Genomic DNA, 26978 nt, shown 5'->3' with positions numbered 1-26978 from the left:
AACAGCGCTATTTTATCGCTAGGTAAGCACAATAAATAATAAAGCAACTCGCCCATCGACAAGTAAGGAAATGAAGGAAGTTAGAATGAAAAGGCGCACTGGCCAAAAATTATTATCTCGCTTGAGCACAGCTATGTGTACAGCGCTTCTGTGTTTCTCGGTAACAGCCGCTGAGTACATGCCTAATTTCAAAGATACTGACATCAACGAATTCATTAATATCGTTGGCAAGAATCTTGAGCGTACCATCATTGTAGACCCGAACGTTCGCGGTAAAATAAGCGTACGTAGTTACGATATGCTTAATGAAGATCAGTATTATCAATTTTTCTTAAACGTACTTCAGGTATACGACTTTGCGGTAGTAGAAATGCCAAGCGGCATTTTGAAGGTGGTTCGTTCTAAAGACGCAAAAACGTCAAATATTCCTGTGGTAGAGGGCGCTAATCGCGACGGCGATGAAATGATCACTCGCGTTGTGCCCGTATACAACGTGCCAGTGCGTGAACTCGCTCCGATATTGCGCCAGCTGAATGACCAAGCGGGCGGCGGTAACGTAGTTAGCCACGACCCATCAAATGTTATGATGCTAACTGGCCGAGCTGCGGTGGTTAACCGTCTTGTAGAAATCATTGAACGGGTAGACCGCGCTGGCGACGAAGAAGTTGAAATTGTTAAGCTTCGCTATGCATCAGCTTCTGAAATGGTGCGTATTATCGACAGCATCAATAAGTCTCAAGGTAAAGCCAACACCGGAGCTAAGTCTGAGCCTCGCGTTGTGGCCGACGACAGAACCAACTCGGTAATTGTAAGCGGTGATATTAAAGCGCGTCAGCGCCTAATTAACCTTATTCAACGCATGGACCAAGAGCTTGAGTCGAACGGCAATACCCGTGTGCTATTCCTTAATTACGCAAAAGCGGAAGATTTAGTTAAGGTACTGCAGGGCGTTTCGGCGAGTATCCAAGCCGAAGAGCAGGGCGGCACAGGTACTCAACGCCGCGGCGGTTCAAACCGTGAAATTAGCATTGACGCACACGAAGACTCAAACGCCATTGTTATTACTGCCGAGCCAGACATGATGCGCTCGCTAGAGGAAGTGGTACGTCAGCTTGATATTCGCCGCGCACAGGTACAAGTTGAAGCCATTATTGTTGAAGTATTTGAAGGTGACGGCACATCGCTTGGCGTGCAATGGGTGTCTGAAGAAGGTGGCGGCACACAGTTTAATAACGGCGTTATTCCTGTGGGCTCATTGGCAGTTGCGCTTCGTCAGGCTGAAGATCGTGAGGTGAGAAGAACAACGGTAACAGCGAACGGAGCAGTTGTACCTTCAGTAGATACCATTGAAGGAGACTTCACCGCGTTGGCTAACATACTTGGCGGCGCCAACGGCATGATTGCAGGTATTATCGAAGATGGCTGGGGTGCAGTAGTACAGGCGGTAAGTACTGACACCAACTCAAATATTCTTGCTACGCCTCACCTTACAACCATGGACAACGAAGAAGCGTTTTTTATTGTAGGTCAAGAAGTCCCCATTATTACGGGTACAACAACGGGTGCGAACAACTCGAACCCTTTCCAAACTGTTGATCGTCAAGAGGTAGGTATAAAGCTTAAAGTAACGCCTCAAATTAACGAAGGTGATGCGGTTCAACTGTTAATAGAACAAGAAGTGTCTAGCGTAAGCGGCGCAACGTCAGTAGATATTTCAATTAACAAGCGTGAAATAAAAACCACGGTTATTGTGGATGACGGCGGCACAATTGTGCTTGGCGGTCTTATTGATGAAGACGTGCAAGAAAGTGTGTCTAAGGTGCCACTGCTAGGTGATATTCCTGTTCTAGGTCACTTATTCAAGTCGACATCTACCAGCAAGCGCAAGCGTAATTTGATGGTGTTTTTGAAGCCTACCATCGTGCGTGATGGCGCAACTATGAACTCAATCAGCCATCGCAAATACAACTACATTCGAGCGCTACAGCTTAAGCGTCAGCAAGAAGGTGTTTCACTTATGCCGTATACCGAAACACCAAGCATTCCTCAGTGGGATGATGCGTTAGCGTTGCCGCCTTCTTTTGAAGAATACTTAATGCAAAAAGAAGCGATAGAAGAAGGTAATGAGTAGTATGGCAGGGCAAGACGAACAAATTACTCAGGCTTTAGAGGCGCAAGAAGAAGCCTTGGAAGCCATGGGTGACGATGCCGGTTTGCCAGAAGAGGAAGCCGGCCCCAAACAGCTTTCATTTAGCTTTGCAAAGCGCAATCAAGTGTTACTTGAAACCAACGAAACACCAGCGGTACTGTATTTTACCGAAAACACACCGTTCGACGTTTTTGCAGAAGTACGTCGCTTTTACGGCGAACCTTTTGTACCCAAAACTATTCCAGCAAATGAATTCGAAAGTCTGTTAACCAGCGCGTTTCAACGCGACAGTTCTGCAGCCAAACAGTTAATGGAAGACTTAGGCAACGAAAGCGATTTATTTGCACTTGCTGAAGACTTACCCGACACAGAAGATTTGCTAGATAGTGAAGACGATGCCCCTATCATCAAGCTAATTAACGCTATGCTTGGTGAAGCAATCAAAGAGGGCGCGTCTGATATTCATATTGAAACATTCGAAAACCAACTAGTAGTTCGCTTTCGCGTAGATGGCGTATTGCGCGAAATATTACGCCCAAATCGCAAGCTGTCTTCAATGCTAGTGTCGCGTATTAAAGTTATGGCTAAGCTGGATATCGCTGAAAAACGCGTACCTCAAGATGGCCGTATAACGCTACGAATAGCAGGTCGGGCAGTTGATGTTCGTGTGTCTACCATGCCGTCAAGCCACGGTGAGCGGGTGGTATTGCGTCTTTTAGATAAAAACAACGCTCGCTTGAATCTAGAAGATTTAGGCATGACGCTTCAAAACCGCAATCACTTCTCTACCCTTATTCGAAAACCTCACGGTATTATTTTGGTCACCGGCCCAACGGGCTCGGGTAAAAGTACCACTTTGTACGCTGGGCTTACCGAAATAAACTCCAGAGACAGAAACATTCTTACGGTTGAAGACCCTATTGAATTTGACCTTCCCGGTATTGGTCAAACGCAGGTGAACCCGCGTGTTGATATGACCTTTGCTAGGGGCCTTCGCGCTATTTTGCGTCAAGACCCAGACGTAGTGATGGTAGGGGAAATTCGTGATATTGAAACCGCACAAATTGCGGTGCAAGCCAGTTTAACCGGTCACTTAGTACTGTCCACACTGCATACCAATACTGCAGCGGGTGCCATTACACGACTTGAAGATATGGGCATTGAGCCGTTTCTGCTTTCTTCCAGCTTGTTAGCCGTGCTGTCACAACGATTAGTGCGTACCCTTTGCCCTGACTGTAAAAAGCCCCACTCGCCAGACGCTTCAGAACTAGAAATTCTAGGGCAAGACGCCACCAGCGAAGCCGTTATTTATAAACCTCACGGCTGCGCCGCGTGTAACCAAACGGGTTATCGCGGACGTACGGGTATTCACGAACTACTGTTGGTTGACGAAAAAGTGCGGGAAATGATGCATGAGGGCGTAGGCGAGCAAGCCATTGAGCGCTATATCAGGCAGTCGACGCCGAGTATTCGCGAAGACGGTTGCCGAAAAGTGCTCTCTGGCGCGACCTCACTTGAAGAAGTGCTTCGAGTAACGAGGGAAGACTAAATGGCGGCATTCGCTTACAAAGCGGTTGATGCCCGCGGTAAAAATAAAAATGGTGTGCTTGAAGGGGATAATGCGCGCCAAGTTCGCCAGCAGCTACGCGAAAAAGGCTTAATTCCTATAGAAATTGAGCAAGTTGCAGAGCGTAGCCAAAATGAAGGGAAAGGCTTTTCTTTTTCACTATTCAAACCCCGTATTTCAGCGTCTGACCTAGCACTACTTACTCGCCAGCTTGCCACACTTGTCGAGTCAGCGCTTCCTGTAGAAGAAGCTCTATTGGCCGTTGCCGAGCAATGCGAAAAGCCCCGTCAGAAAAACATGATGATGGCAGTGCGCAGTAAGGTTGTTGAAGGTCATGGCCTTGCTGATGCTTTAAGCCAGTTTCCCAGCGTATTCGACGAGCTATACCGCGCCATGGTTGCCGCAGGTGAAAAATCTGGCCACCTTGATACGGTGCTTAACCGCCTAGCCGACTACACCGAACGCAGACAGCAAACACGTAGCCAAATTACGCAGGCGCTTGTTTATCCTTCGCTTATGCTGTTTTTTGCATTAGGTATTGTTGTGATGCTCCTTACTCTAGTTGTGCCTAAAATTGTGGGGCAATTTTCTAAAACGGGTCAGGGGTTACCTGCCATAACAGAGTTGCTTATATCAATCAGCGAATGGTTGCAGAACTACGGGCTATATTTGTTCATCGCCATTGTGTTGCTCATTATTGTAATGCAGCGTGTTTTGCAGCAAAAACACATGAAGCTACGCTATCACCAAATGCTCTTGAAAGTGCCTTTAATTGGGCGAGTTTCACGAGGCCTGAATACTGCGCGCTTCGCGCGAACGCTGAGCATCTTAAATGCCAGTGCCGTTCCGCTACTAGAAGCAATGCGAATATCCGGTGATGTACTGGAAAATCTTCACATTAAAAACCAAGTCTCTGAAGCTGCGGTAAATGTGAAGGAAGGAAGCAGCCTGCGCGCTGCACTGGAAAACACGAAAATGTTTCCTCCTATGATGATGCACATGATTGCGTCTGGGGAAAAGTCGGGCGAGCTACAACAGATGTTGTCGCGCGCGGCAGATAATCAAGATAGGGAATTCGAAGCGCTTGTTGGTGTCTCACTTAAGGTATTTGAACCCTTACTTATTGTATCGATGGCAGGTATCGTTCTGTTTATCGTAATGGCAATATTGCAGCCAATTTTAGCATTGAACAACATGGTGAATATTTAATGAAAACTCTACGTAGTAATTCTGGATTCAGTTTGATTGAGGTAATGATTGTACTTCTTATCATTGGAATGATTGTGGCAATGGTCGGGCCTAACATGTTTGCAAGTGGTGAAGAAGCCAAGAGACAAAAGGCCGAAATCGACATTCAGTCTCTAGAAAGTGCGCTACAAATGTATAAGCTACGTCTTAATCGCTATCCAACCACCGAGCAAGGTCTTGAGGCACTGGTGAGTGCGCCCACTATAGACCCTATTCCGCGTAACTATCCAGAAGGTGGCTTTATTAATCGTCTACCTGAAGATCCATGGGACAACCCTTATTCATTGATTAGCCCAGGAGAGGTTGGCGCTATTGATATCTTTTCAAATGGCCCTGACGGGCAGCCTGGCACAGATGACGACATAGGCAATTGGGACAACTAAGAGCATCTATATAGACATGCAAAGGCGCAGCAATACACCCAACAAACAACACGGCTTTACTCTTATTGAGATAATGGTTGTATTGCTGCTTATTGGCTTGGCCGCTGGCTACGTGATGTTTAACGCCTTCGGCTCAAACCACGTTGATTTATTGAAGAGCCAAGCACAGCGCGTGCAAGTGTTGGTCGATATGGCGAGCGACTTTGCAGTACTTAACCAAAGGCAGCTTGGTATTCGCTTTGAGCATGAAACCAACGAATATTACTTCGTCTACCTTGATGATGAGGATAAGTGGCAACGCCTTGAAGATGAAAAGATGTACGCAACACATACCGTTCCTGAGCCTTTCACTTTTGAACTTAAACTAGACGACCTACCGTGGGATGTAGAAGATAGACTGTTTGACCGAGATTTGTTTGACGAGCAGCTCAGTGTATCTGATGAAGGCGTAGAAATTGGTAATGATGAGGATAAACGCTTACCACCACCGCAAGTTTTGATTATGTCTAGCGGCGAGATAACGCCTTTCACTTTGTCGTTTAACTACGAGGGCGACTTTGATGATGAGCCTGTATATTTTAGTGTCCAAAACCAAGAGCTGCCGCCGCTACTTTTAGAAGGCCCCTTGGAGCGGCCGCTGTGACTTTAGCTTCGCGCACTCAAAAATCACAACGTGGCTTTACATTAATAGAAGTCATGGTAGCCATGTCTATTTTTGCTCTTGCTGGCATTGCTATTTTGAAATCAGCATCTGAACACCTTTCGAGTGTAGGAAAAATAGAGGCCATTACCTTTGCCAATTGGGTGGCCAGCAATCGTTTAAATCAACTGCAACTTGACCCTACATGGCCCCCTAAAAATAATGCGAAGGGCTCAATGGAAATGGCAGATCGCACTTGGTATTGGAAGCAAACCGTCACCAAAACCAACGACAATGATTTGCGCTCTGTTACGATTTTTGTTGGTGAAGATGAGACTCATAATAATTCTGTTACTTCAGTAGTCACCTTCGTCGCCAAGCCAACAAATGGGCGTTAACGTGAAGAGCAGTCAGCGCGGTTTCACCCTCATTGAAGTACTTATCGCCATGGCGATATTTGCTATGATTGGCTTAGCGTCAACCAATATCCTTACCACCGTTATCAACAGCAACGACATTTCAGAAGAACGTTTCGCCAAACTGCAGCTATTACAGCGTGCGATGATCACTATAGAGCGCGACCTGCAACAAGCGGTTCCTCGTACATCACGGGTAAATGGTGAGAAACAAGACGTGGTAATGGCTGGCGGCGAAACCGCCGACAGCGACGATGATGGCATTGGCTTTGTGCGCGGCGGCTGGCACAACCCTCAATTAATGTTGCCAAGAAGTACGCTTCAGTTCGTTGCCTACCGCCTACGTGAAAACAAACTAGAGCGCCTGTACAGCAACTACGTTGATAACGTCATTGGCTACGAGCCCAAAGTGCGCGTTCTGTTAGAAGACATTGAAAGTTTAAAAATTGAATTTCTTGCCACTTCAAATAGCAACTCGTTAGATGATGAAGACGATGGCTCTTGGAGTGAAAGCTACAAGGGCACAGCACTGCCGCGTGCCGTGGCCATTGAATTTGTAAGTAAAGACTTCGGCAGAATTCGCCGAGAATTCACCTTAACCACAGGTGAAGTCTGATGAAGTTCTGCAGTATTAGGTCAGCCAAGCAAAGCGCACTTTCCACCACACCACCAGCTAAACAGCAGGGTGTAGCACTAATGATAGTGTTAATGATTGTGGCGCTGGTTGCGGTACTTGCTACTGAAATGGGAACCCGCTTGCAGCTTCAAGTACAACGCACCATGAATTTAAAAGACAACAATCAAGCGTATTGGTACGCCATGGGCGCAGAAGCTTTTGCAAGGAAGTCTATTCAGGGTTTAATAGAGGAAAGCCCAAATGTCATTTCTATAGACCAGCCGTGGGCGCAAGAGTTTAGTTATCCGCTAGAAAACGGTGGCCTAACCGCAAGCCTTGAAGACCTTCAAGCGTGCTTTAACTTAAATGCAATTACGTCTGGCAGTGCTGGAACCAATAACAACTCGAATAGCGCTGCTAGCAATACCACAGAGGCGATGGACGCCTTTCATACCATGCTGCTTTCACTTGGCGTAGATGGGTTAGATAATTTTACCGCCGATACAGTTCGCGACAGTTTGGCAGACTGGATAGACGATGACGACAGAATGCGTCCTTATGGCGCAGAAGACAGTGAGTACGAGTCACGAGAGTTTCCTTACCTTGCGGCTAACGGGCCACTGGCATCAAAAAGTGAATTGCGTATTATAAACGGCGTATCTCCCACGTGGTTAAATGCGCTTTTACCTTTAGTGTGCGTGATACCAGATTACAGCGAGTTAAAAATAAACGTTAACACGCTAGAAGAGGAAGATGCACCGCTGCTTGCAGGCTTAACAGGGTTAGACTTACAGCAAGCTTCAAGCTTGATTAGCAGCCGCCCGCAGAACGGGTGGGACGACAACAATGCATTTTTAAGCGAACCGTCTATTCAAGCGCTAAACCTAACTAGCACCCGACAAGACTGGTTTTCGGTTAAAACTGAATATTTTATGTTGCATACAAAAACACAATACAACAAAGCAACCTTTAAGCTTTCCACCGTGTTTCACGTTAGCGCAGATACTGGCGTTAGTATTGTGAATCGCGAGTTTGGGGGAACCTATTGATGGAACAACTATTGGTGCGTTTAGGCGCCAACAACACCGACTCTATTAGCTGGTTAGTTTATTCAAGCGCAGAAGATGAAATTATTGCGTCTGGTGAACTGCCAAATGCAGAAGCATTGTCGTCACTGACTGAACGCGCAGGGCAGCGAAGCGTCATTGCTTTAGCACCTAGCAGCGAAATACTGCTTAAGTGGGTGGAGCTACCACCTAAAGCTGGCCGCAAGATTATCTCTGCTATTCCGTTCATGTTAGAAGATGAGCTTGCAACCGACATTAGCCAGCAGTTTTTTGCGATTGGCCCGAAACGCGGCAATGAACAGGCCGTGGCTGTTGTCAGCCATGAAAAAATGGAATTGTGGCGGTCATGGCTAAGCGATGCAGGTTTGTTTTGCGACACCATCATTCCCGACGTTTTAGCTGTTCCCGTGACAAAAGACGGGTGGTCAGTACTGACTTTGGGCGAGCAGCTTCTTGTACGCCAAGACACCTTCAAGGGTGTGCAGGGTGAGTCAACATGGATGCTGCCAACGCTAGTTCATTTTACAGCGCAGCAGGAAAGCCCAGTAACCATTACTAATTATGCTGGTATCGATTTAAGCAGTTTGCCAAATATTGAAGAAGCACAAGCGCCACTTGAGCTGCCTATGCAAGTGCTTGCAAAAGAGGCCATGCAGAGTAGCTTCAACCTGTGCCAAGGTGAGTACAAAGTTAAGCGCAAACGCAGTGGAGTACTAAGCCAGTGGCGCATTGCAGCAGTATTGGCTGTACTAGCGCTGTGCACTAGCCTAATCGATAAGGGCGTAACGCTTTATCAGTTAAAAGCACAAAACCAAGCACTTAACAGCGAAATAAACGCAACAGTTAAAACCGGTTTTCCAAACCTTGGTGCCTACCGAAATGTGCGATTAAAGCTACAAAGTGAATTGACTAAATTGGAGCAAGGCGGTGGCAGTGCTTCTATGTTAATTATGTTAGATCAGCTTGCGCCAGCATTCTCGGCAACTGATGTAAAACCACAGACGTTACGCTTTGACGCAGCGCGAACCGAAATTCGTATTCAGGCAGAAGGCAAGAATTTCGAAGCATTGGAACAATTTAAACGCACAGCTGAAAGCGCAGGGTTCTTGGTAGAACAAGGGGCCATCAATAACCGTGACAATGGTGTTGTAGGCACAGTGTCTGTAAGGAGTACTTCATGAACGCACTTTTAGAAAAGTACAAGGCACTGACCGAACGCGAGCAAAAGCTTGTTGTTGTTTCGGCAGTAGTGGTTGTAATTGCCCTATTTTATTTCACTATTTGGTCGCCGCTAAACAGTGCACTAGATAAAGAAAAACAGCTGCTAGACAACCAACAGTCGCTGTTAGTGTGGGTAAAAGACAGCGCAGCACGAGCGCAACAGTTACGTCGCAGCAGCAGCGGTAAGCGCGCATTTTCTGGTTCACTGCCTCAGGCAGTAAACCGCACCACCGCCCAGCACGATATTGAGATTGCGCGCATGCAGCCTCAAGGTGATGAACTGCAGGTGTGGGTCGATCAAGCACCATTTAATAGTGTTTTAGACTGGCTTAAGGCCATGGAAAACATGGGCGTGGTAATTCTTCAAGCCGATATTGCCGAAGCTGATGCACCAGGCTATATCAAAATTCGCCGACTACAGTTAGGTAAAGCATGAAGTCGAAAGTTAGTTGGATTATAGGCGGCATTATTGCCTTCTTGTTGTTTGCCATTGCTTATATGCCGGCAGTGCACGTTATTGGTCGTGTGGCGTTGCCAAATAACGTTGCTTTAAGTGGTGTTAGCGGCACTTTGTTTTCTGGAAAAGCACAAACCGTGGTAGTTAATGGCTTGCCCATTAACAATGTTAAGTGGGAGCTAAGCCCGCTTCACCTGTTAATTGGAAAAATTAAGGTCGACCTTAAAGCCGGAAACATTCGCGATAAAAACGACATTGCATTCGAAGGGCCAATTACAACTGGGCTTTTTAGCCAAACAACGGTAAATACCGAGAACTTTACGCTGTACCTTCCTGTAGACCGTGTACTTGCCCAAGTTCGCCTACCGTTACCCGTTAATGCAGGCGGGCGTTTTAAAGTATCCCTTGACGACTTAACCTTTGGCCCTACATGTCAGTCGTTAAACGGTACCGGAGACTGGTTAAACGCTACCGTTGCTGGAACCCAAGGCCCTATCGATTTCGGCACCTATTCTGCAAAACTTCGCTGCGAAGGTGATGACATTGGCATTATGGTAAGCGAGCCCAATTTACTTAGTTTGTCGATGGACGCCGTTATCCCAACAACAATGAAGAACATATCCGTAAATGGTAAGTTTAAACCTAGCGAGAGCTTGCCAAATGAAGTTCATCAGGCTGCTCGCCTATTTGGTGCTCCTGATAACAGCGGTTATATTGCCATTAAACTCTGACATAGGCTGGTTAATGCAGTAATATAGCTTTTGCATTATGTTGCGGGGCGTAACCTTCAAGGTGTGCACGCCCTAATGTACTGGAAACTCTTTCTAACAAAGGATTGTAACAATGAACAAACCTCTTTTAGCTGGCGCAGGCTTAACCCTTGTTGCACTTGGCGTAGCCCCTTATTTTATCGGCAATAGCGTTCAATCTAATTTCAATTCAGCAATTGAAGAAGTCAACGAGCAAGCCATTTACTCGGCAGAAGTGCTCTCTTACCAAAAAGACTGGTTTTCAACCACAGCAGAAGTGAAGCTCGCCATAGACTATAAGGCGCTACTTAGTGCACAAAACGTCGATTCTGCAGACATGCCTTTTGAAGAAAACCCAAGTGTTGTAGCAACACTGGTAGCCCACCACGGCCCTGTTTATTTTGGTGATGGCATTGGGCTAGGTCGCGTTCATTACACCGTATCAGTCGATGGTGACGAACTAAGAGATCACGTTCAATGGGACGGTCAACTACCTATTTATCACAATGAAGGCGTGGTGGGTCTTTTGGGTAGCGTGAGCTATGCCGATGCGATTCCTGCACTGAGCGTTACCAGCGAGGACGATAACTTTACCGTGCTTTTCTCTGGCTATACGGGTGAGGCTGTGCCAGATGGCGATAACACTTTATATACCTCTGCGGGTGAATCGTTGAGTATGAGCGCCGATGAGTTTTCTATGGAGCTTTCTAACCTATCTATGGATATGAGCTACAAAGGTAGCTTTGTCGAGATATTTCGAGGCGACTTATTTGAATCTAAGTTTAATGCGTTAATCGAAAGCATGGAAATTACGGGTATAGAAGGGAATGAAACCGTTGAACTAGCGAATGTTTCGCTTATTACCGATACCAAGATTAATGAAGACGCTAATACTGCCAGTATCTATTTAGAATACGCACTTGATAAAATTGTTGGACCAGAACTTGAAGCAACAGACATCGCGCTTGGCGTAGCAATCAATAATTTAGACCTTGACTTCATCGAAGCGTACCAAGAGTTCAGCAATTCAACTCTACTTATACCTTCTGAGGAAGTACCAGCAAAAATGATGGAGTTTGTAGAGGCGAACTTGCTAACGCAGCTTAAAGCCGAACCAGAGCTGAATATTACTAAACTAAAAGCCACCGTCCCTGAAGGTTCGTTTACTGCTCATGCCAATACAAAGTTGGTAGATATTGAAGCATTGCCCGGCACTTTGGAAGATGCGGCTTACTGGGTTACGCATTTGTTAGCAGATGCACAAATAACCGCAGACAAAGCGTTTGCGCAAAGCATGGCATCTGGCTATATGATGGGCCAACTACTGGCAACGCCCCAAGCACAAAATATGACCGAAGAAGAGCTTCAAGCCGCGGTAGATCAGCAAACGCCAATGATGTTAAGCACCTTTGCGCAACAAGGCTTAATTAAAGAAACTGAAGCGGGTTACGAGACGAAGCTAGAGCTTAAAGAAGGCAAAGCAAGCGTAAACGGAACGCCAATTCCACTGCCTTTCGCACCTCAGTAGTCACGTTATTCAGCACTACGTTTGATAAAAAATGCAGAGCGTTGTGCTCTGTATTTTTGTTTCTAACCTTAAACGCTTGTTTGGTTACGCCGAACGCCCCCCGCAACAGGTGAATCGCCCCCCAGTCGTAAATTGAAGACCTGAGACCGACATTTCCATAGAAATATTCAACGGAAATAAATAGTTACATCTATACGCTTTGTCGTTAATAGCATGTTAACTATAATCCCATTTACTTTAGCAAGCACTTTCGCAAGTGTTTGCGTAAATGAATTAGCAAATCAGTGGGTAAATTTAGGTCTACGATTATGAGTGCAAAAGACAAGTTTTCTATTCAACTAAAAGACAATAATGCCTTTTTAGCCAAAACGGTTTTTGATCTCCACAGCCTTATCCAAGCGCAATCAGATGAGTTGTATCTTGAAAAAAATATGGGCTTTCCAGTTTCAGTATCGTCTACCCTGATGTTTTTGTCTCAATACTCAAATGTTACCACCATGCAGGTTGCCACTGCGTTGAACATCACACATCAACTTGTTTCACAAAGAATAAAAATGCTCCTGAAATTAGGCTTGATAGAGGGCAAAGCAGATGAGAACGATAGAAGAAAAACCCTATACAGTCTTACAGCGACAGGTCAGCAAAAAGTTCAAGTTTTGAATTTGTATTGTATTGACGCTGCGAACGCGTTTTCTAGTTTGTCTGAAGAAGTGGGTATCAACTTACAAAGTGTATTGAATGCGGCCATTGATGCATTGCGCAAAACGCCGTTTGGAAAGCGTTTTCCAACGAACAGCTCTTCCTATGACGAACAATTGTCTAAACCATGAATACAACCCAGAGTGCGAAGTGAAAGAAATATGATAACGATTGATTGTAGAAAAACGATTTGCTTGCTGCTTGGCGTAACAAGTTGCTTTGCGGCCATTGCGCAAGTGCCCAAACCGACACTTGTTGTTGGTATTGTTGTAGACCAAATGCGCGCAGAGCAGCTATATCGATACCAAAGTAAATTTTCTCAAGATGGTTTTAAGCGACTTATGTCGAATGGGTTTAATTATAAAAACGCCCAATACAATTACACACCCACGGTAACATCTGCTGGTCACGCCTCGATTTACACCGGCACAACACCTTCAGGACATGGGATAGTTTCGAACAGCTGGTACGATAGAACCAGTAATAACTATGTACAAAGCGTGGAAGACACTGAATACAGCACGGTGGGCAGTCGACAAGCAGAATCTGTTGGTGCGTCACCTAAAAACATGCTGACAACCACAATTTCAGATCAAATCAAACTCAGCTCCCAACTTCGTTCGAAAGTTATCAGCATTTCGTTGAAAGATAGAGCCGCAGTACTTTCAGGCGGGCATCTTGCTGACGGTGTGTATTGGCAAGATACCTATGCAAGTTCCGGCGGCTTCATAACGAGTTCATATTACAACGCTGAACTTCCACAGTGGGTTGAAGACTTTAATGCTGAAGGGCGAGCAGACGCGTATTTAGACTCAAAGTGGACTCCGTTATTCGATATTGAAAGCTATACCGAAAGTTACGCAGACGATAACACTTACGAAATAGTTTTGGGTGAAGAGCGAGCGGTTTTTCCATACGACTTTAAAGTATTGCGAGAAAAATATCGCCCGCGAAATTTGGAATACTTGTTACTAGGCTTATCCCCGTTTGGTAATACGCTTGTAACCGAGTTTGCGTTAGAAGCACTTGAACGCGAAAACTTGGGTAAGAATGGTGAAACGGATGTGCTTTCAATTAGCTATTCAGCAACCGATAAAGTAGGGCATTTGTTCGGGCCTGACTCCGTGGAGCTGGCGGATGTATACGTGCGCTTAGATAGAGAAATTGCAGCGCTGTTAAGTGAGCTCGATCGTCACTTAGGTAAAGAGGGCTACGTGGTCTTTTTAACCTCTGATCACGGCGCTATTCCTGTTGCATCCTATTTAGAAAATGTAGGTATTCCTACCGATGTTGCAAGGATCTCGCAGTATAAAAGCGTATTACAGCAGGGCCTGAATAAAGCGTTGGGGCAGGGTGATTGGTTACAACATTTCAGTGATAACCAAGTGTATCTAAATCGCCCGTTAATAAGAGAAAAGGGATTGGCCCTAGCTGATGTACAACGCACGGCGTCTGATATTTTGGTCGAACTTGATGGTATACGTGAAGCATTGACGGCAACTAATTTGCGGGTTCAAAACTATACCAATCATGACAGCAGACACCTGGCGCAAAATGGTTATTATCAAAAGCGTTCGGGCGATGTAGTAGTAATTTTCGAGTCTGGAGTTATTCAAGACGACGACTCCGACCTGCATGTGTCGCTGGTTAAAGGGACAGTACACGGCAGCGGCTATGCATATGATACTCACGTCCCACTTCTTATCATGGGAGCAGGGTTAAATAGCGGACAATCCGTTCGACGAGTGTCCCCAACCGATATTGCCTCAACTATTGCGATGATATTAAACATTCAGCCGCCAAGTGGAAACCGCGGCGAGCCTCTGTATGAGTTATTCAAATAACATTTAACGAATTAGAAATGCTGATATTTACTGCCTCGACGGCTATCACTGGCCGTCAAAGCTCTACTAACAGGGAACGCTAATATGAAAATCTCAAAAGAAAGTGCGTTGACACTTGTTGTATTTTTGTCCTTTGTCACGCTATTTTACTTTGTTGGCTTTTGGTTAATATTTCGCATGGCGCAAGCGACGCCATTAATGTTGTCAGTAGGATTCGCGACAATTGCAACCTGTTTGGTGCGCGGTAAGAAATTGTCGAGCTTAGGCTGGGGGTGGGGACCTTCGAAATATCAATGGATGAGTTATTTGCTCCCTTTTTTAATTGTATTTGTTTCTTACAGTCTCATTTGGGCCTTCGGTTTTGGTGATTTTTACAATGCAGATTTCCTTGAGGAGAAAAGAGTTAGCTATAACCTGAGTGGCTGGAATGATCTTAGTATATTTTTGTTTCATTTCACCTTAACGGCGTTAGTTGGATTTGTGATTTCTCTACCTACGATTTTAGGTGAAGAAATAGGTTGGCGTGGATTACTGGTTCCCGAACTGTCTAAGAGCATGTCATTCACGGGCGTGATATTGGTGAGTGGGGTAATTTGGTCGATGTTCCATTGGCCGCTAATTTTCTATGGTATGTATGGAAATCAAACGACATCAATATATTACCAGCTATCTTGCTTTACCGTTTTTATCATCGCAACGGGTACAATTATGGCGTACATTCGTTTAAAAACGAACAGTGTATGGACCGCCGTGATGTACCACGCAAGCTCAAACATTTTTATCCAGAAAGTGTTTAATCCAATGACCATTGAAAAAGAAACGTCGTTATTTTTTGTCGATGAATTCGGCATTGTGTTAGCTATAGTCGCGTCAATTGTCGCGTTTTTCTTCTGGTTAAAGGGAAAAAAAGAGTTTCCTCAGTCAAGACTCACTGCATGATTCTTGATTCACTACGCGCCCCCAAGCCGTATCAAAGTGCAGTATGCCGCGAGCCTTACTGCGCTTTGATGGTTTGCGCGGGTACCCGTTACTTTTATTCCCCAAGCGTTATATTCATCAACTCTTCAGCGGCATAAACGCGGCCCGGTGCAACCACCGCAATCGCTTCGGTAAGGGCATCAAGTCCGGTCTCGCTGCGCTTCATAATATGAGAAAGTAGCACTTGTTTAGCCTTAGACTGCTTCGCAATATCTATAATTTGTGTAGGTGTCATATGCAGGTTTTTCGCCACGCGCCCTGCGCGGTCGTCTATGGCATTGTGCAGGACTAAAAGGTCGGCGTTGTTTGCAAAGCCAGCAAGGTCCCCCTGTTGGTCGTTAGTGTCGCCTGAAAATACCACCACACACCCATTCGCTTTTACTTTCCAGGCTAGCGCTGGAATTGGCCCGTGGTTAACCGACATGGCCTCAACGCTCACACTTTCACTGACACGGCGCTCAAAGGGCTTTTGTAGCGTTGCGTTCGCAATGCTGTGAGTAGCAATAGTGTAATCGTCTTGCCCTTTTTCAGTGTAAGAAGACAAATAACTGAACGCGCCACCTTCGCCGATTAACGACGAAACATAAGCATCGGTTGATGGCATAACCTTGTTTCCATCAGGTCCTAACACTAATAAATCGTCACTTCGATTGGTGAAATAGCCGCCTTTTATAAAACTGGGCAAATCAGCAGCATGATCGGTATGAAGATGAGAAAGCAAAATAGCCTCTAACGACGTAAACGATGCCCCTGCTGCACCAAATTGAATGCTGCTACCGCTACCTGCATCGACCAATATTTTAGAACTTTCCCCTACCCACACAACATAAGCACTTGAACTTCTGCCATCATCTAGTTCGGGACCACCTGAGCCCAACACCTGCACAGATACGTCATGACATGCATCATGTAACGTGCTGTCGCTTTGCGCCGCGAGTGAAGCAGGCTGCGCATTAATAGACAGCAAAAGCACAGCCGCTGCTGACAGTGCACTTTTATAGGCAAAGCGAAACAACTGACTAGGGGCACGTTGCGAACCTGGTTTAACTCGCTTTTCATTTAACACTTTCATTGTCGTCGCCTTTTATTTTCCGTTGTGTTTAATACACCCTGTTTCTGGTAAAAGACCTATTTTCTTAAATGACCGCGCAAAACAACAAATCTATTCAGCGCGTTTACGCTTGGCACGCTACGTCACACAACTTATCCGAATTTACAAAAGCGCTGCGATGACTTTTGTCATCGCTGCAGTGTTAGCGTTAGAAACCGTATTGATGAAGGTCAGACACCAAAAAGGCGGACACTGGCCCGCCTTTGAATCTTAATACTCAAAACAACGCTTCATTCAGCCTTATTCATCTGAAGATTTCTCTGCCACCATAATGGTTTTGATGTTGACGAATTCTCGCATACCATAACCACCGTGCTCACGACCGTAGCCACTGTCTTTCACACCGCCAAAAGGCAGGTTAGGTTGTGCTAAAGAATAACCGTTAATGTTCACCATTCCTGTGTCGAATTCATCTTTCGCTAACGCAATCGCTTTGTCAGTATCGGTACTGAAGATACCGCCACCTAAGCCGTAGCGTGAGTCATTTGCCACTTCCATTGCCTGCTTGTCATCACGCACGCGAATGAGTGATGCAACCGGGCCGAACAATTCGTCGTCATAGGCTGGCATGCCAGGCGATACGTCTTCAAGTACCGTAACCGGGTAAAAGTAGCCGTCAGAGTCTGGAATTTCTCCACCAAGCGACAAGGTAGCGCCCGCATCAAGCGATTTTTTCACTTGCTCGTGCAGCTCATCACGTAAATCCTCACGCGCCATCGGTCCTAAGTCGGTGTTCTCATCAGTAGGGTCGCCTACTTTAAGTTTCTTACATTGAGCAACAAACTTGTCTCTAAACTCGTCGTATACACTGTCTACAATAACAAAGCGCTTGGCCGCTACGCAGGTCTCGCCGTTATTAATTACACGTCCTTGAATACACATTTCCACCGCATTATCGATATCAGCATCTTCAAGTACCAAGAATGCATCATTACTGCCAAGCTCCATAACGGTCTTCTTCGACAAGCTTGCTGCCTCTTTTGCAACTTCTTTACCCACTTCGTCGCTGCCAGTAAACGTAACGCCGCGTACGTATTTGTGTTTAATTAAGTCGCTTGCCGTACCACCATCAATAAGCAGTGATTGATAAACATTTTTAGGGAATCCAGCATCTTCGTACAGCTGCTGTATTGCTTTTGCCATGCCAAATACGTTTTTAGCGTGTTTTAGCACCGTCGTGTTGCCCGCCATGATGTTTGAGGCACTGTAACGAATAACTTGGTACAGCGGGAAGTTCCACGGTTGAATACCTAAAATGACGCCAATGGGTTGGTACGTGATAATGGCACGTCCACCTTCGAAAATGCGATGTTCATCTTCTAGAATTGATGCACCGTGCTCTGCCGTATAACGACAAATACCAGCACATAGCTGTACTTCTTGCTTGCCTTGAGCGGTTACTTTACCCATTTCTCGGGTCATCAAACTCGCTAGGTCATCAATGCGAGCTTCCATCAAATCAGCAAGGTTATTAAATAAGTCGGCGCGGGTTTCAAATGACGTACGACGCCAGTTTAAATAAGCTTCTTGTGAACGTGTAACAGCTTGCTCGGCATCCTCAGCTGACATCAAATGATAATGATCGATCTTTTCACCTGTGGCAGGGTTGTAGGTATTGATAGTCTCACTCATTGTCACTCTCCTTAATCCGTTTGGTCAGTGACAGGTGCAACTAAAAAGCCAAGGTGACAAATAATATTTTATTTAGCAATTTCAGCAGGATAAGTTTGAAGCAGAGCAATAAGGGGGATTTAAAGAGAACGAAAATCAGAAAAGATTACTTATCGCGGTAAAGATTTCAGGGCGACCGTTGCGATCGCCACCATTCGCTTTTCTAAAGCGTTTTAGCCTTTAAGTTACCACTCAGGTAAACGCAGGCTAGTCAGTGTATAAGTCAGGAAAATGAAACTTTGCCATCGCAAGCGTAAGCGCCACTTCGTACACGCTTTGTCGCGAAGCGTGATTGAGCGTAAGCAAACCAATGGCGCCGCCCTTTTGCTTTACATTCACTGTATCAAAAAGTTTATCCATAACAGGCCCTAGTTCTTCGCCTCGCTGCAACGCTTGAAATACGCTTACGGGCAGCGGCAAACTTGCGCTTCTCGTTACAGACCAGTGTCCTTCATGATATATCGCTACATAAGCAAATGTTGCTGGCCCATCTTCAAATACATCAACGCCGCCTTCAATTGCCACGTACCAAGCACCTGTTAATCCGCCGTGGTGATGAGCAAGCATGGCTTTAACGCGATTAATCGCTCCCAAACGCGTTTCATCTTCATTCATTGGCTGTTCGGGTACGCCGCTTGGCACATCCATACCTTGGGCGTCAAAATCGTGCTCTAGCGTGTCAGAAAGCGTATTAAGTGCAGCATTAATTTTTACCGGATTCAGTGACCCTATAAAAATTGTGTCAGAAACCATTTGTTTTCGTCCTTTAAAAACGTCTTTTTATGCTTCGCCCACAGGGCTCTGTTTAATGTCGTCTAGCATTAGACGATAATCGCGCACCGCCGGAAATTCACTAATATTGCGATTAGGTAGCGTGCTGTCAGGGTTATCTACTGCCAATAAATGCTTGATGCCAAATGTTTTTGCTGCATTTAATATGGGCAGTGAATCGTCTACAAACAGCGTTCGGCTAGCATCAAATTGCACGCGTTTTTGAAGTCGCTCCCACAATAACTGCGACTCTTTGGTTACGCCAAATTCATGGGTGGAAATTAGGTTATCAATGTGCGCATCAAGCTGTGTATGCTCAATTTTAAGCGCCAAGCTGTTTGGATGAGCGTTGGTCACAAGTATCACCTGCCTGCCAGACGCGTGTAAGGCATCAAGAAATGGAATGGTGTCGTCACGAAGGGCAAGCAAATGAGCCAGTTCACGCTTTAATGGCATGAATTCGTTTTCTAAATCCATCTCGAGCGACTCAGCCCAGTAATCTAAGCAGTACCACTGAATTTGACCAAATACCGCCTCGTACCGCGCTTTCATTTCTCTTTGGCTCTGTGCCTCTGAAATACCTCGCAGTTCAGCCAATCGTTTGGGCAGATGAACCAACCAGAACTGGTTATCGTAGTGAAGGTCTAGCAAGGTGCCATCCATATCAAGCAGTACAGTTTCTATTTCATTCCAGGGCAGAAAGGGCAAGCGATTTTCCTTATAATGAAGTAAGCTAAGAAAGTGTATACAAGTATGATAACAAAGTTGTAGCGATAGACATGCCAAAAATTGACCCGAACAAACCGTTACCTCAAATTCATTCTCGTGAAATCGTTGCGCAAAGCAAACTCTTTAGGGTAGAGCGTCTAGATCTAGAGTTTTCAAACGGTGCTACCCGTGAATTTGAACGGATGGCAGGCGGAAATAGGGGCGCTGTGATGATTGTGCCTATGCTAGATGAAAACACCATGGTGTTAATTCGCGAATACGCCGCTGGAACACATTCGTACCAACTGGGTTTTCCTAAGGGATTAATTGACCCAGGCGAAACCGCTGTAGAAGCAGCTAACCGCGAGCTGCAAGAAGAAGCTGGCTTTGCTGCCAACGACCTTGTAGAGCTGCATAAAGTCAGCATGGCACCTACTTTTTTCAATGCCAACATGACCATTGTATTGGCACGCGACTTGTATCCCAAACAACTAGAAGGTGATGAGCCTGAACCGCTCGAGGTGATTCACTGGCCTTTAGATGAATCAGATGCTTTACTTGCTCGAGAAGACTTTGTTGAAGCACGCTGCATAGCTGCACTGTTTTTAGCTCAAAAGTGGTTTAAGGAACAATAAACAATGCCCGATGACGCTCATGCCGACCTATTAGAAATTGCGAAAAAAATTGCTATTGAAGCTGGCGAAGCCGTTTTAGAGGTTTATGACAAAGGTGAGTTCGACGCTTATCAAAAAGATGATGAATCACCCGTTACCAGCGCCGATTACTTAGCTAACGACATTATCAATAAGCGCCTAAAAGCCGCCACGCCTGACATCCCTATTCTTTCAGAAGAAAACAAGCACGCTGGTTTAGAAGAGCGAAAGCACTGGTCGCGTTATTGGCTTATCGACCCTATTGATGGCACGCAAGAGTTCATTGCCAGAAGCGGTGACTTTGCCGTAAACATTGCTTTAATTGAAAACAACGAGCCAACCATTGGCGTAATTTTTTGGCCACCAGGGCAGTCATTGTACTACGCCCAAAAGGGCAAAGGTGCCTTTAAATCTTCACCCGATGGCGATCACCCCATTAAAGTGCGTAAATTAGATGACCCACGCAATAGCGTGGTGATGATAGCCATTAGCCGTCGTCAGTCACGAGAAAAAGTACTCAGTAGAATGTGCGCAAAGCGCGTGTATCAAACCCTGCCACTTGGAAGTTGTTCACTTAAAGCGTGCTTTATCGCAGAGGGTAAAGCCGACGTCTTCATGCGTATTGGTATTACAGGCGAGTGGGATACAGGCGCGTCGCAATGTATTGTTTCTGAAGCTGGCGGCAGTATTACCGCAGCCAACTTCGAGCCACTAACGTATAATCAACGACATTCGCTAGAGAACCCAGACTTTGTGGTAATGGGCGATCAGCGGGTGCCTTGGCAAGACGTTGTAAAGTATGATGACTTCATAAACCCTCATCAGCATTAGCACGTAACAAATTACTTAGCGCAACGTGTTAACCTACGTATAATAGCGTAGTAATGTTGCTGTGCCACATTACGCTGGTAGCGGTTAATCGCGCCAGGTGGAACCGAACAGTGAAAGGAGTAACCTATGATGACTACACGTATTCGCTCGTTGTCTGCAGCATTGCTTGCTAGCGGGCTAGCATTTCCTGTTGCAGCGGATTGGTCAATTGACGGCGAAACAAGTGCGCTACACTTCTTGTCTACAAAGAACGCACAAGTTACAGAAGTGCATAAATTTGACAGCTTCGATGGTTCGTTATCTGACAGCGGAAAATTAAGCGTTGCGGTAGACTTATCGTCAGTAAATACCGCCATTGATATTCGTGATAAGCGAATGCAAGAGATGCTGTTTAACGTCACTAAGTTCGCGCAAGCAACCTTTGACGCCAACTTAACAGAGCCGATGATGAACCTCAAACCAGGCGAAGTCATCAATGGAAAAGTCGATGGCATTTTAACGTTGCATGGTAAGGCGGTGCCTACCTCATTTTCGATTAAAGCAAGCAAGGTTGATGAGGATACACTGACTGTTTCAACAACATCACCAACCCTTGTGAAAGCAGAGTCGTTTGGCCTTGCTGAAGGTGTAACTGCACTTCAAAAAATTGCTGGACTTAATAGCATTACTACCACTGTGCCAGTGACGTTCTCAGTTACGTTCACTCAGTAGTAAATGGCGTTTCTTGTTTATAAGTAAATCGCCCTAAAAGCTTACAAAAAGCCGCACCATGTGCGACTTTTTAGTTCATGGTTACATGCAAACGTTTTTTGTACATGGTAACAAGTTAATGCGCGTTATTAGGTAGCGTGTGACGCATCGGCAAAGGCTCTTTACCTAAAACCTGTTCGGGCATAACCTGCCACACGTTGTCTGGCAGTGCAGGCACTTCTGCCTTGTGTTGAGAAATGGCAAAATAGCCCATGGCCACGCGCAAGCGCTTAAGCGCCTTGCACTCATTCACTTCCTGGTCGATGACAAACACGCCCCACTTGCGCATTGCTAAACCCAGCTTATCACTGCTTGTTAAGCGAATAACCGGCGCGGCTAGCACCATACCGACCAGTACAGGTAGCAGCCACATAAATAGCGACGGCGTAAAGTAAAAGGTGGTCACGCCCCACGCCACGGCTAAACAACTCATTATCTGCGTGTGCTTAATTGCCACCTTCCACGGCACTTTGCGGCCCTCGCGCTCTTGTGCTTCCCACTTAACAGAGTGGCCAACAAATACGCTTATCACAAAATAGCTATGATAGAACATCATTAGCGGCGCAATAAGCACAGCCATAGCAAGCTCAATTGCTGCGCCCTTAAGCAAAGACCACGCGCCACCAAATTCACTGCGGCGCTTCATTAACGCCAGTGCTATGCCCAGAAGCTTGGGTAAAAACAGTAAAGCCGCGGTTCCCCACATGGTCACCATCATCATATCTTGACGTGCAACCTGCCAGCTTGGAAACAATTGATATTCTGACACGAAAAACTCTGGAACAGAGGTGGCGCGAATTAGCGCATCTGCCGTACCTAAGGCCAACATGCAAAACAGAATGAGTGAAGAAATATACGCAAACGCACCAAATAAGAAATGCAGTCGGTTTGCCATTTTAAGGCCTTTTACATTCAGTAGCCCTAAATGCTGGATGTTGCCCTGTACCCAGCGACGATCGCGAATGGCGTAGTCAACAATATTGCTTGGCACTTCTTCATAACTGCCCGTGGTGTCGGTAAGCAAGTAGGCCTGCCAGCCAGCACGGCGCAAAAGTGCGGCTTCCACAAAGTCATGGCTTAGTATTTCACCACCAAAAGGCGCGCGCCCCTCAAGAGTAGGTAGCCCGCAATGCTGCATAAATGGCGCAATACGAATAATGGCATTGTGACCCCAGTAGTTCGCGCTGTCGGTTTGCCAGAATGATAAACCTGTCGCCAACATTGGGCTATACAGGTGAGCAGCAAACTGCACAAATCGGCCAAAGAAAGTGTTTTGGCGTACGGGCATGGGAATCGTCTGGACTAAAGCCGTGTCTGGGTTTTGCTCAATACGACGGGCAAGGTCCTGCATGCGCTCACCGCTCATTACACTGTCGGCATCTAACACAATCATCGACTCGTAATTTGCTCCCCAGCGTTCGCAAAACTCTTTAAGGTTCCCCACTTTTCTATGTAGGTTTTGCTCGCGACGGCGGTAAAACACCTGGCTAGAAAAAGCACCTAAACGCTTTTTCAAACGGGTGAAAGCACGTAGCTCAGCATCTGCCTTTTCCATATCTCGCGTGTCGCTTAACATGAAAAAGTCGAACTTCGCGCTGTTTTCACTTTCCATCAACTCTCGAATACACGCTTCAAACCCCACCATAATGCGGCGCGTATCTTCGTTATATACTGGCATAACTACGGCGTGCTTTTGCGCCAACGGTGCAGAGGCGTCAGGTTGTGCTTGGTTTCTGCGAAGGCTTAATGGGTCGACATTAAATAGCTGCAAGAAAAAGCCAATAATGCCTGTCCAAAACGCCATGCACAGCCATGCAAAAAGGGTTAATCCAAGTCCTAGCTGCGCAATTTCTAAATTCGTAAGGCCGTTAGGTAAAAATATCTCGTACAAACTCCAACCGGCCAGTGCCGTACTTGGAATGACTAGCATTGCCATGATAAACAAACGCATATGCTCTCCTTTTAAGGTGAAATGTGGCCCGCGCGATGCGCTGTCACTTATAACCTGAGGCACGGCTTTCGCCCCGTGAGAATCCGATACACCAGCATCGTTATTTCGGTTGATAGACATAGTTCCAAACCTCACTCACACGTTTACCGTCTTTTTCGATGAAAGCGCGCATATCAACTGTTTGCTTTTCTTTCGGCTTAACAAAAAACGTGGCACGCCACTCTTGGCCGTCTGCAACAGGGTAAAGACGCTGCTGTGAAATCGTGCCATTCGCGCCTTGAATCACAAGCTTCATCGACTCGCCGTTAAACGCAATTGAAGAAGGCGCACTGAAATCCACGCTAAACTGTCGGGTAGCATTCAGGCTATCGTCTTTAAACTCATCACCTGGAAGCACGGCTTTGCCTTGGCGAGTACGAACTACCGAAGCAAGCTCGCTAACAAAGGGGTTCTGCTCTACTGTCTTGAGATCGTAAGAAAAATAAAGAGATTCACCCGACTTGAATGGCTTTTCGGGAGTCCAAAACGCCACAATGTTATCGTGAATTTCAGATTTAGTGGGTATTTCTACCACTTCCAATCGACCTTTCTCAAAGCCCGCTATCGGTGTTACCCAAAGACCTGGGCGCAAGTGATAGTTCGCTTCTGCATCAAGGTAGTTTGCCCATTCTCCATCGCGCTGAAGCATACCGAATCCTTTGGGGTTAGCATCGCTTAACGACGTAACTTGAAGGCGAGCAGGATTTGTTAATGGACGCCATATTTCTTCATCGGCGTGAGTAACCATAAGCACACCATCGCTATCATGCACTTCTGGACGATAGTCATCGTGGCGCTTTTCAGTATTTTCACCGTACAAGAACATGCTTGTGAACGGTGCAATACCTAACTTGCTCACGTCATCTCTGGCAAATAACCAGCTTTCAACTTTAACGCTGGTATCAATATCAGGCTGAATAACAAATTTATATGCACCTGCAACCGAAGGGCTTTCAAGGCGTGCATAAATGGTTATGGGTTTGCCTTCACTCGGCTCAATCACCCAAAACTCAGTAAAATGAGGGAATTCTTCTCCTTTTGCCAACGCGGTATCAATAGCCAGACCACGGGCTGAAATACCGTAGATCTGGTTTTTGCCCACTAATCGAAAATACGATGCCCCTAAGAAAACCGCGAATTCGTCTTTATATTCTTCGTTCTTAATGGGGTAATGAACACGAAAACCCGCAAAGCCAGATTTCTCATCAATCAAACCTGCCAATTCAGAAGCAGCACCATCGTAATTAAACATGTTGCTGTTAAAGGCCAAGCGCTCGGGTTTATTGTTTTCGCCAATAGTGTGAATCGTTACCGGGTACTCATATAAAAAGCCGGGGTGAAAAAATTGCAATTCATAGTTGTTCTCGCCATGCCAAAGGCTTTGCTGGGGCTTAAAACGAATTGATCGATAGGTGGTGTAATCAATCTCTTTCAATTTGCTATTAAGCCCGTGGTCGTCCTGCTCATAGCTTTCTGTTGCCGATTTACGTGCAGCATCAATAATAGATTGAAGTACAGGCGATGTTTTTTGAGGCTGATTGTTGTCATTTACCTCAACCGCGCCAGCGTGTTGAAACGATATAAGCGCAATGACGCTGGTCACAGCTAAAAACATACGAGACAGCATTGCCGTGCAGCGTTGCTTTTTTATAACGTGTGAATCTTTTACGAAAATTGAAACTGGCTTAGCCATTTGTCCTCTCCTTATGAAAACAATGGTTATCCAGATGGTCATCAGTCATACCCTCTGACGTTTTTTACCTGAAAACGCTAACTAATCGGTACTGATTGAAACCACGCGAGAAAGGCGCTCTTCTCCTTTCTTTATTCACTGATGTCGTGAAAAACCGAATTCTTCGCCGAGCGGCGTAAGTGAATGTTGGATAACACAACATGGCATCAGCAAAAGGTGTTCCAACACGAAAACTCCATAACAATTTTCAGCAAAACACCTTAATTACAACGCTTTATAAATCCCTTTTATCTTTTAGTTTTACTCTTCCATTTGTGTAAGAGGGACCGATGAGTTAGACAAGAGGGTAACTGTTGTTTTTTAGAGACAGTTATGTGTATCAATGCACGCTCTGCTTAACGATTCTGCCATTAAACAAGCAATTTCAATTGCAATTACTCACATCTTAAAACCAAAAATAAACATCAAATTCAAAAACTTAAGCAATTAATTTTACTTAAAACCACTAGTCTTTATCGACATTGGCAAACGCTTTGCTTTATTTGATTCAACAAAGCTGGACAAACACGGTAGCTTAATTCAGCGCGTTCATGGGCGTTGACGGGAAACAGGTGTCACAGACGACAACGAAAGCTTTAGTTACTGACAAAGCTACTGAACACATTAAGGAGTTATCACATGCGTAAATCAATCACACTTATTACGGCAGCACTTGCTGCAGCAACACTTCCTCTTTCAGCAATGGCTGACAAGCCTGACTGGCGTTACGTAGAAGGTGGTTACACTAAAATGGACTTTGATGACAATGAGTCTTTCGAGCCAGATGGTTTAACTGTAAATGGTAAGTACTTACTTAATAGCAACTGGTATTTAAACGGTGAATACAGCTTCTTTGAAGAGGGCAATTTCGATTTTGACATGCTAACGCTGGGTGCTGGTTATCGCTTACCAATAAACGCCACAACCGACGCGTATTTCGGCGCTAACCTAGAGCGCGTTGACGGTGATGTAGATGACGAAACAGGCTACAGCATTAACGCAGGCCTTCGCTCTATGATAACCGAACAAGTAGAGCTAGCGGGTGAAGTAGGCTACTACGATGTTAATGATGGTGAAGCAACATTTAAAGTGGGCGCGAACTACTACATCACACCACAGTGGGCAATTGGCGCAAACTATAAAGTTATTGATGATTTAGACATTATGCAAGTCACTGCACGTTACGCGTTTTAAGCCAT

At 45.6% G+C, this 26978-nt stretch carries 25 protein-coding genes; 19 read left to right on the top strand and 6 right to left on the bottom strand.

The features are described 5' to 3' along the window. Window positions 1-85: 85 nt before the first annotated feature. The 15 genes from gspD (at window position 86) to ACHUFN_RS10130 (ending at window position 15523) form a co-directional block, all read left to right on the top strand. The gene (gene gspD, locus ACHUFN_RS10200; RefSeq protein ID WP_394222273.1) at window positions 86-2131 is read left to right on the top strand and encodes a type II secretion system secretin GspD; all 2046 of its coding nucleotides are present in this window, start codon (window positions 86-88) and stop codon (window positions 2129-2131) included. 1 nt (window position 2132) lies between these two features. Beyond that, window positions 2133-3698: a type II secretion system ATPase GspE gene (gspE, locus tag ACHUFN_RS10195; RefSeq protein WP_394222484.1), complete on the top strand. Its 1566-nt coding sequence runs from the start codon at window positions 2133-2135 to the stop codon at window positions 3696-3698. Next, the gene (gene gspF, locus ACHUFN_RS10190; protein ID WP_394222272.1) at window positions 3699-4925 is read left to right on the top strand and encodes a type II secretion system inner membrane protein GspF; all 1227 of its coding nucleotides are present in this window, start codon (window positions 3699-3701) and stop codon (window positions 4923-4925) included. Further along, complete coding sequence (gene gspG, locus ACHUFN_RS10185; protein ID WP_394222271.1) at window positions 4925-5347, top strand: type II secretion system major pseudopilin GspG; 423 nt, start codon at window positions 4925-4927, stop codon at window positions 5345-5347. The genes gspF and gspG overlap by 1 nt, the downstream gene beginning before the upstream one ends. Before the next feature lie 16 nt (window positions 5348-5363). Continuing rightward, window positions 5364-5990, top strand: coding sequence for a type II secretion system minor pseudopilin GspH (gene gspH / locus ACHUFN_RS10180; protein ID WP_394222270.1), 627 nt, complete (start codon window positions 5364-5366; stop codon window positions 5988-5990). Continuing rightward, entirely contained in the window at window positions 5987-6385 is a 399-nt protein-coding gene (gspI, locus tag ACHUFN_RS10175) for a type II secretion system minor pseudopilin GspI (RefSeq protein ID WP_394222269.1), read from the top strand. Before gspH ends, gspI begins: the two co-directional genes overlap by 4 nt. Further along, on the top strand, window positions 6375-7019 hold the full coding sequence (gspJ, locus tag ACHUFN_RS10170; protein ID WP_394222268.1) for a type II secretion system minor pseudopilin GspJ: 645 nt from the start codon (window positions 6375-6377) through the stop codon (window positions 7017-7019). The genes gspI and gspJ overlap by 11 nt, the downstream gene beginning before the upstream one ends. Next, entirely contained in the window at window positions 7019-8068 is a 1050-nt protein-coding gene (gene gspK, locus ACHUFN_RS10165; protein ID WP_394222267.1) for a type II secretion system minor pseudopilin GspK, read from the top strand. The genes gspJ and gspK overlap by 1 nt, the downstream gene beginning before the upstream one ends. After that, complete coding sequence (gspL, locus tag ACHUFN_RS10160; RefSeq protein WP_394222266.1) at window positions 8068-9267, top strand: type II secretion system protein GspL; 1200 nt, start codon at window positions 8068-8070, stop codon at window positions 9265-9267. The genes gspK and gspL overlap by 1 nt, the downstream gene beginning before the upstream one ends. After that, window positions 9264-9743: a type II secretion system protein GspM gene (gspM, locus tag ACHUFN_RS10155; RefSeq protein WP_394222265.1), complete on the top strand. Its 480-nt coding sequence runs from the start codon at window positions 9264-9266 to the stop codon at window positions 9741-9743. Before gspL ends, gspM begins: the two co-directional genes overlap by 4 nt. After that, a complete protein-coding gene (locus ACHUFN_RS10150) occupies window positions 9740-10495 on the top strand; it encodes a type II secretion system protein N (protein WP_394222264.1) in 756 nt (251 codons plus the stop codon). Before gspM ends, ACHUFN_RS10150 begins: the two co-directional genes overlap by 4 nt. A 112-nt stretch (window positions 10496-10607) precedes the next feature. Beyond that, a complete protein-coding gene (locus ACHUFN_RS10145) occupies window positions 10608-12041 on the top strand; it encodes a YdgA family protein (RefSeq protein ID WP_394222263.1) in 1434 nt (477 codons plus the stop codon). 308 nt (window positions 12042-12349) lie between these two features. Next, window positions 12350-12871, top strand: coding sequence for a MarR family winged helix-turn-helix transcriptional regulator (locus ACHUFN_RS10140; protein ID WP_394222262.1), 522 nt, complete (start codon window positions 12350-12352; stop codon window positions 12869-12871). 30 nt (window positions 12872-12901) lie between these two features. Next, window positions 12902-14584 (top strand): alkaline phosphatase family protein, encoded by a 1683-nt coding sequence (locus ACHUFN_RS10135; protein WP_394222261.1) that lies wholly within the window; start codon window positions 12902-12904, stop codon window positions 14582-14584. Between the two features lie 84 nt (window positions 14585-14668). Continuing rightward, complete coding sequence (locus ACHUFN_RS10130) at window positions 14669-15523, top strand: CPBP family intramembrane glutamic endopeptidase (protein WP_394222260.1); 855 nt, start codon at window positions 14669-14671, stop codon at window positions 15521-15523. A gap of 94 nt (window positions 15524-15617) precedes the next feature. Here ACHUFN_RS10130 and ACHUFN_RS10125 read toward each other — a convergent pair whose 3' ends face one another. The 4 genes from ACHUFN_RS10125 to yrfG form a co-directional block, all read right to left on the bottom strand. Continuing rightward, window positions 15618-16634: an MBL fold metallo-hydrolase gene (locus tag ACHUFN_RS10125; RefSeq protein ID WP_394222258.1), complete on the bottom strand. Its 1017-nt coding sequence runs from the start codon at window positions 16632-16634 to the stop codon at window positions 15618-15620. 279 nt (window positions 16635-16913) lie between these two features. Then, entirely contained in the window at window positions 16914-18305 is a 1392-nt protein-coding gene (locus ACHUFN_RS10120; protein WP_394222257.1) for an NAD-dependent succinate-semialdehyde dehydrogenase, read from the bottom strand. A 246-nt stretch (window positions 18306-18551) separates the two neighbouring features. Further along, window positions 18552-19097: an inosine/xanthosine triphosphatase gene (gene yjjX, locus ACHUFN_RS10115; protein ID WP_394222256.1), complete on the bottom strand. Its 546-nt coding sequence runs from the start codon at window positions 19095-19097 to the stop codon at window positions 18552-18554. 27 nt (window positions 19098-19124) lie between these two features. After that, complete coding sequence (gene yrfG, locus ACHUFN_RS10110) at window positions 19125-19823, bottom strand: GMP/IMP nucleotidase (RefSeq protein WP_394222255.1); 699 nt, start codon at window positions 19821-19823, stop codon at window positions 19125-19127. 71 nt (window positions 19824-19894) lie between these two features. On the opposite strand from yrfG, the gene nudE reads away from it, so the two are divergent. The 3 genes from nudE to ACHUFN_RS10095 all read left to right on the top strand — a co-directional run bounded on the left by nudE (window position 19895) and on the right by ACHUFN_RS10095 (window position 22018). Further along, on the top strand, window positions 19895-20458 hold the full coding sequence (nudE, locus tag ACHUFN_RS10105) for an ADP compounds hydrolase NudE (protein ID WP_394222254.1): 564 nt from the start codon (window positions 19895-19897) through the stop codon (window positions 20456-20458). Between the two features lie 3 nt (window positions 20459-20461). Then, a complete protein-coding gene (cysQ, locus tag ACHUFN_RS10100) occupies window positions 20462-21307 on the top strand; it encodes a 3'(2'),5'-bisphosphate nucleotidase CysQ (protein ID WP_394222253.1) in 846 nt (281 codons plus the stop codon). Window positions 21308-21433: 126 nt separating this feature from the next. Continuing rightward, entirely contained in the window at window positions 21434-22018 is a 585-nt protein-coding gene (locus ACHUFN_RS10095; protein ID WP_394222252.1) for a YceI family protein, read from the top strand. A 115-nt stretch (window positions 22019-22133) separates the two neighbouring features. Here the strand turns inward: ACHUFN_RS10095 and mdoH are convergent, their stop codons facing one another. After that, a complete protein-coding gene (mdoH, locus tag ACHUFN_RS10090) occupies window positions 22134-24128 on the bottom strand; it encodes a glucans biosynthesis glucosyltransferase MdoH (protein ID WP_394222251.1) in 1995 nt (664 codons plus the stop codon). Next, the gene (locus tag ACHUFN_RS10085; RefSeq protein ID WP_394222250.1) at window positions 24109-25740 is read right to left on the bottom strand and encodes an OpgD/OpgG family glucan biosynthesis protein; all 1632 of its coding nucleotides are present in this window, start codon (window positions 25738-25740) and stop codon (window positions 24109-24111) included. The genes mdoH and ACHUFN_RS10085 overlap by 20 nt, the downstream gene beginning before the upstream one ends. A 678-nt stretch (window positions 25741-26418) precedes the next feature. On the opposite strand from ACHUFN_RS10085, the gene ACHUFN_RS10080 reads away from it, so the two are divergent. After that, a complete protein-coding gene (locus tag ACHUFN_RS10080; protein WP_394222249.1) occupies window positions 26419-26973 on the top strand; it encodes an outer membrane beta-barrel protein in 555 nt (184 codons plus the stop codon). Window positions 26974-26978: the final 5 nt, after the last annotated feature.

The sequence above is a fragment of the Alteromonas gracilis genome (assembly GCF_043642145.1).
Lineage (GTDB): Bacteria > Pseudomonadota > Gammaproteobacteria > Enterobacterales > Alteromonadaceae > Alteromonas > Alteromonas gracilis_B.
The sequence above is the reverse complement of the archived record's forward strand: the minus strand, read 5'-3'. Positions and strand labels throughout refer to the sequence as shown.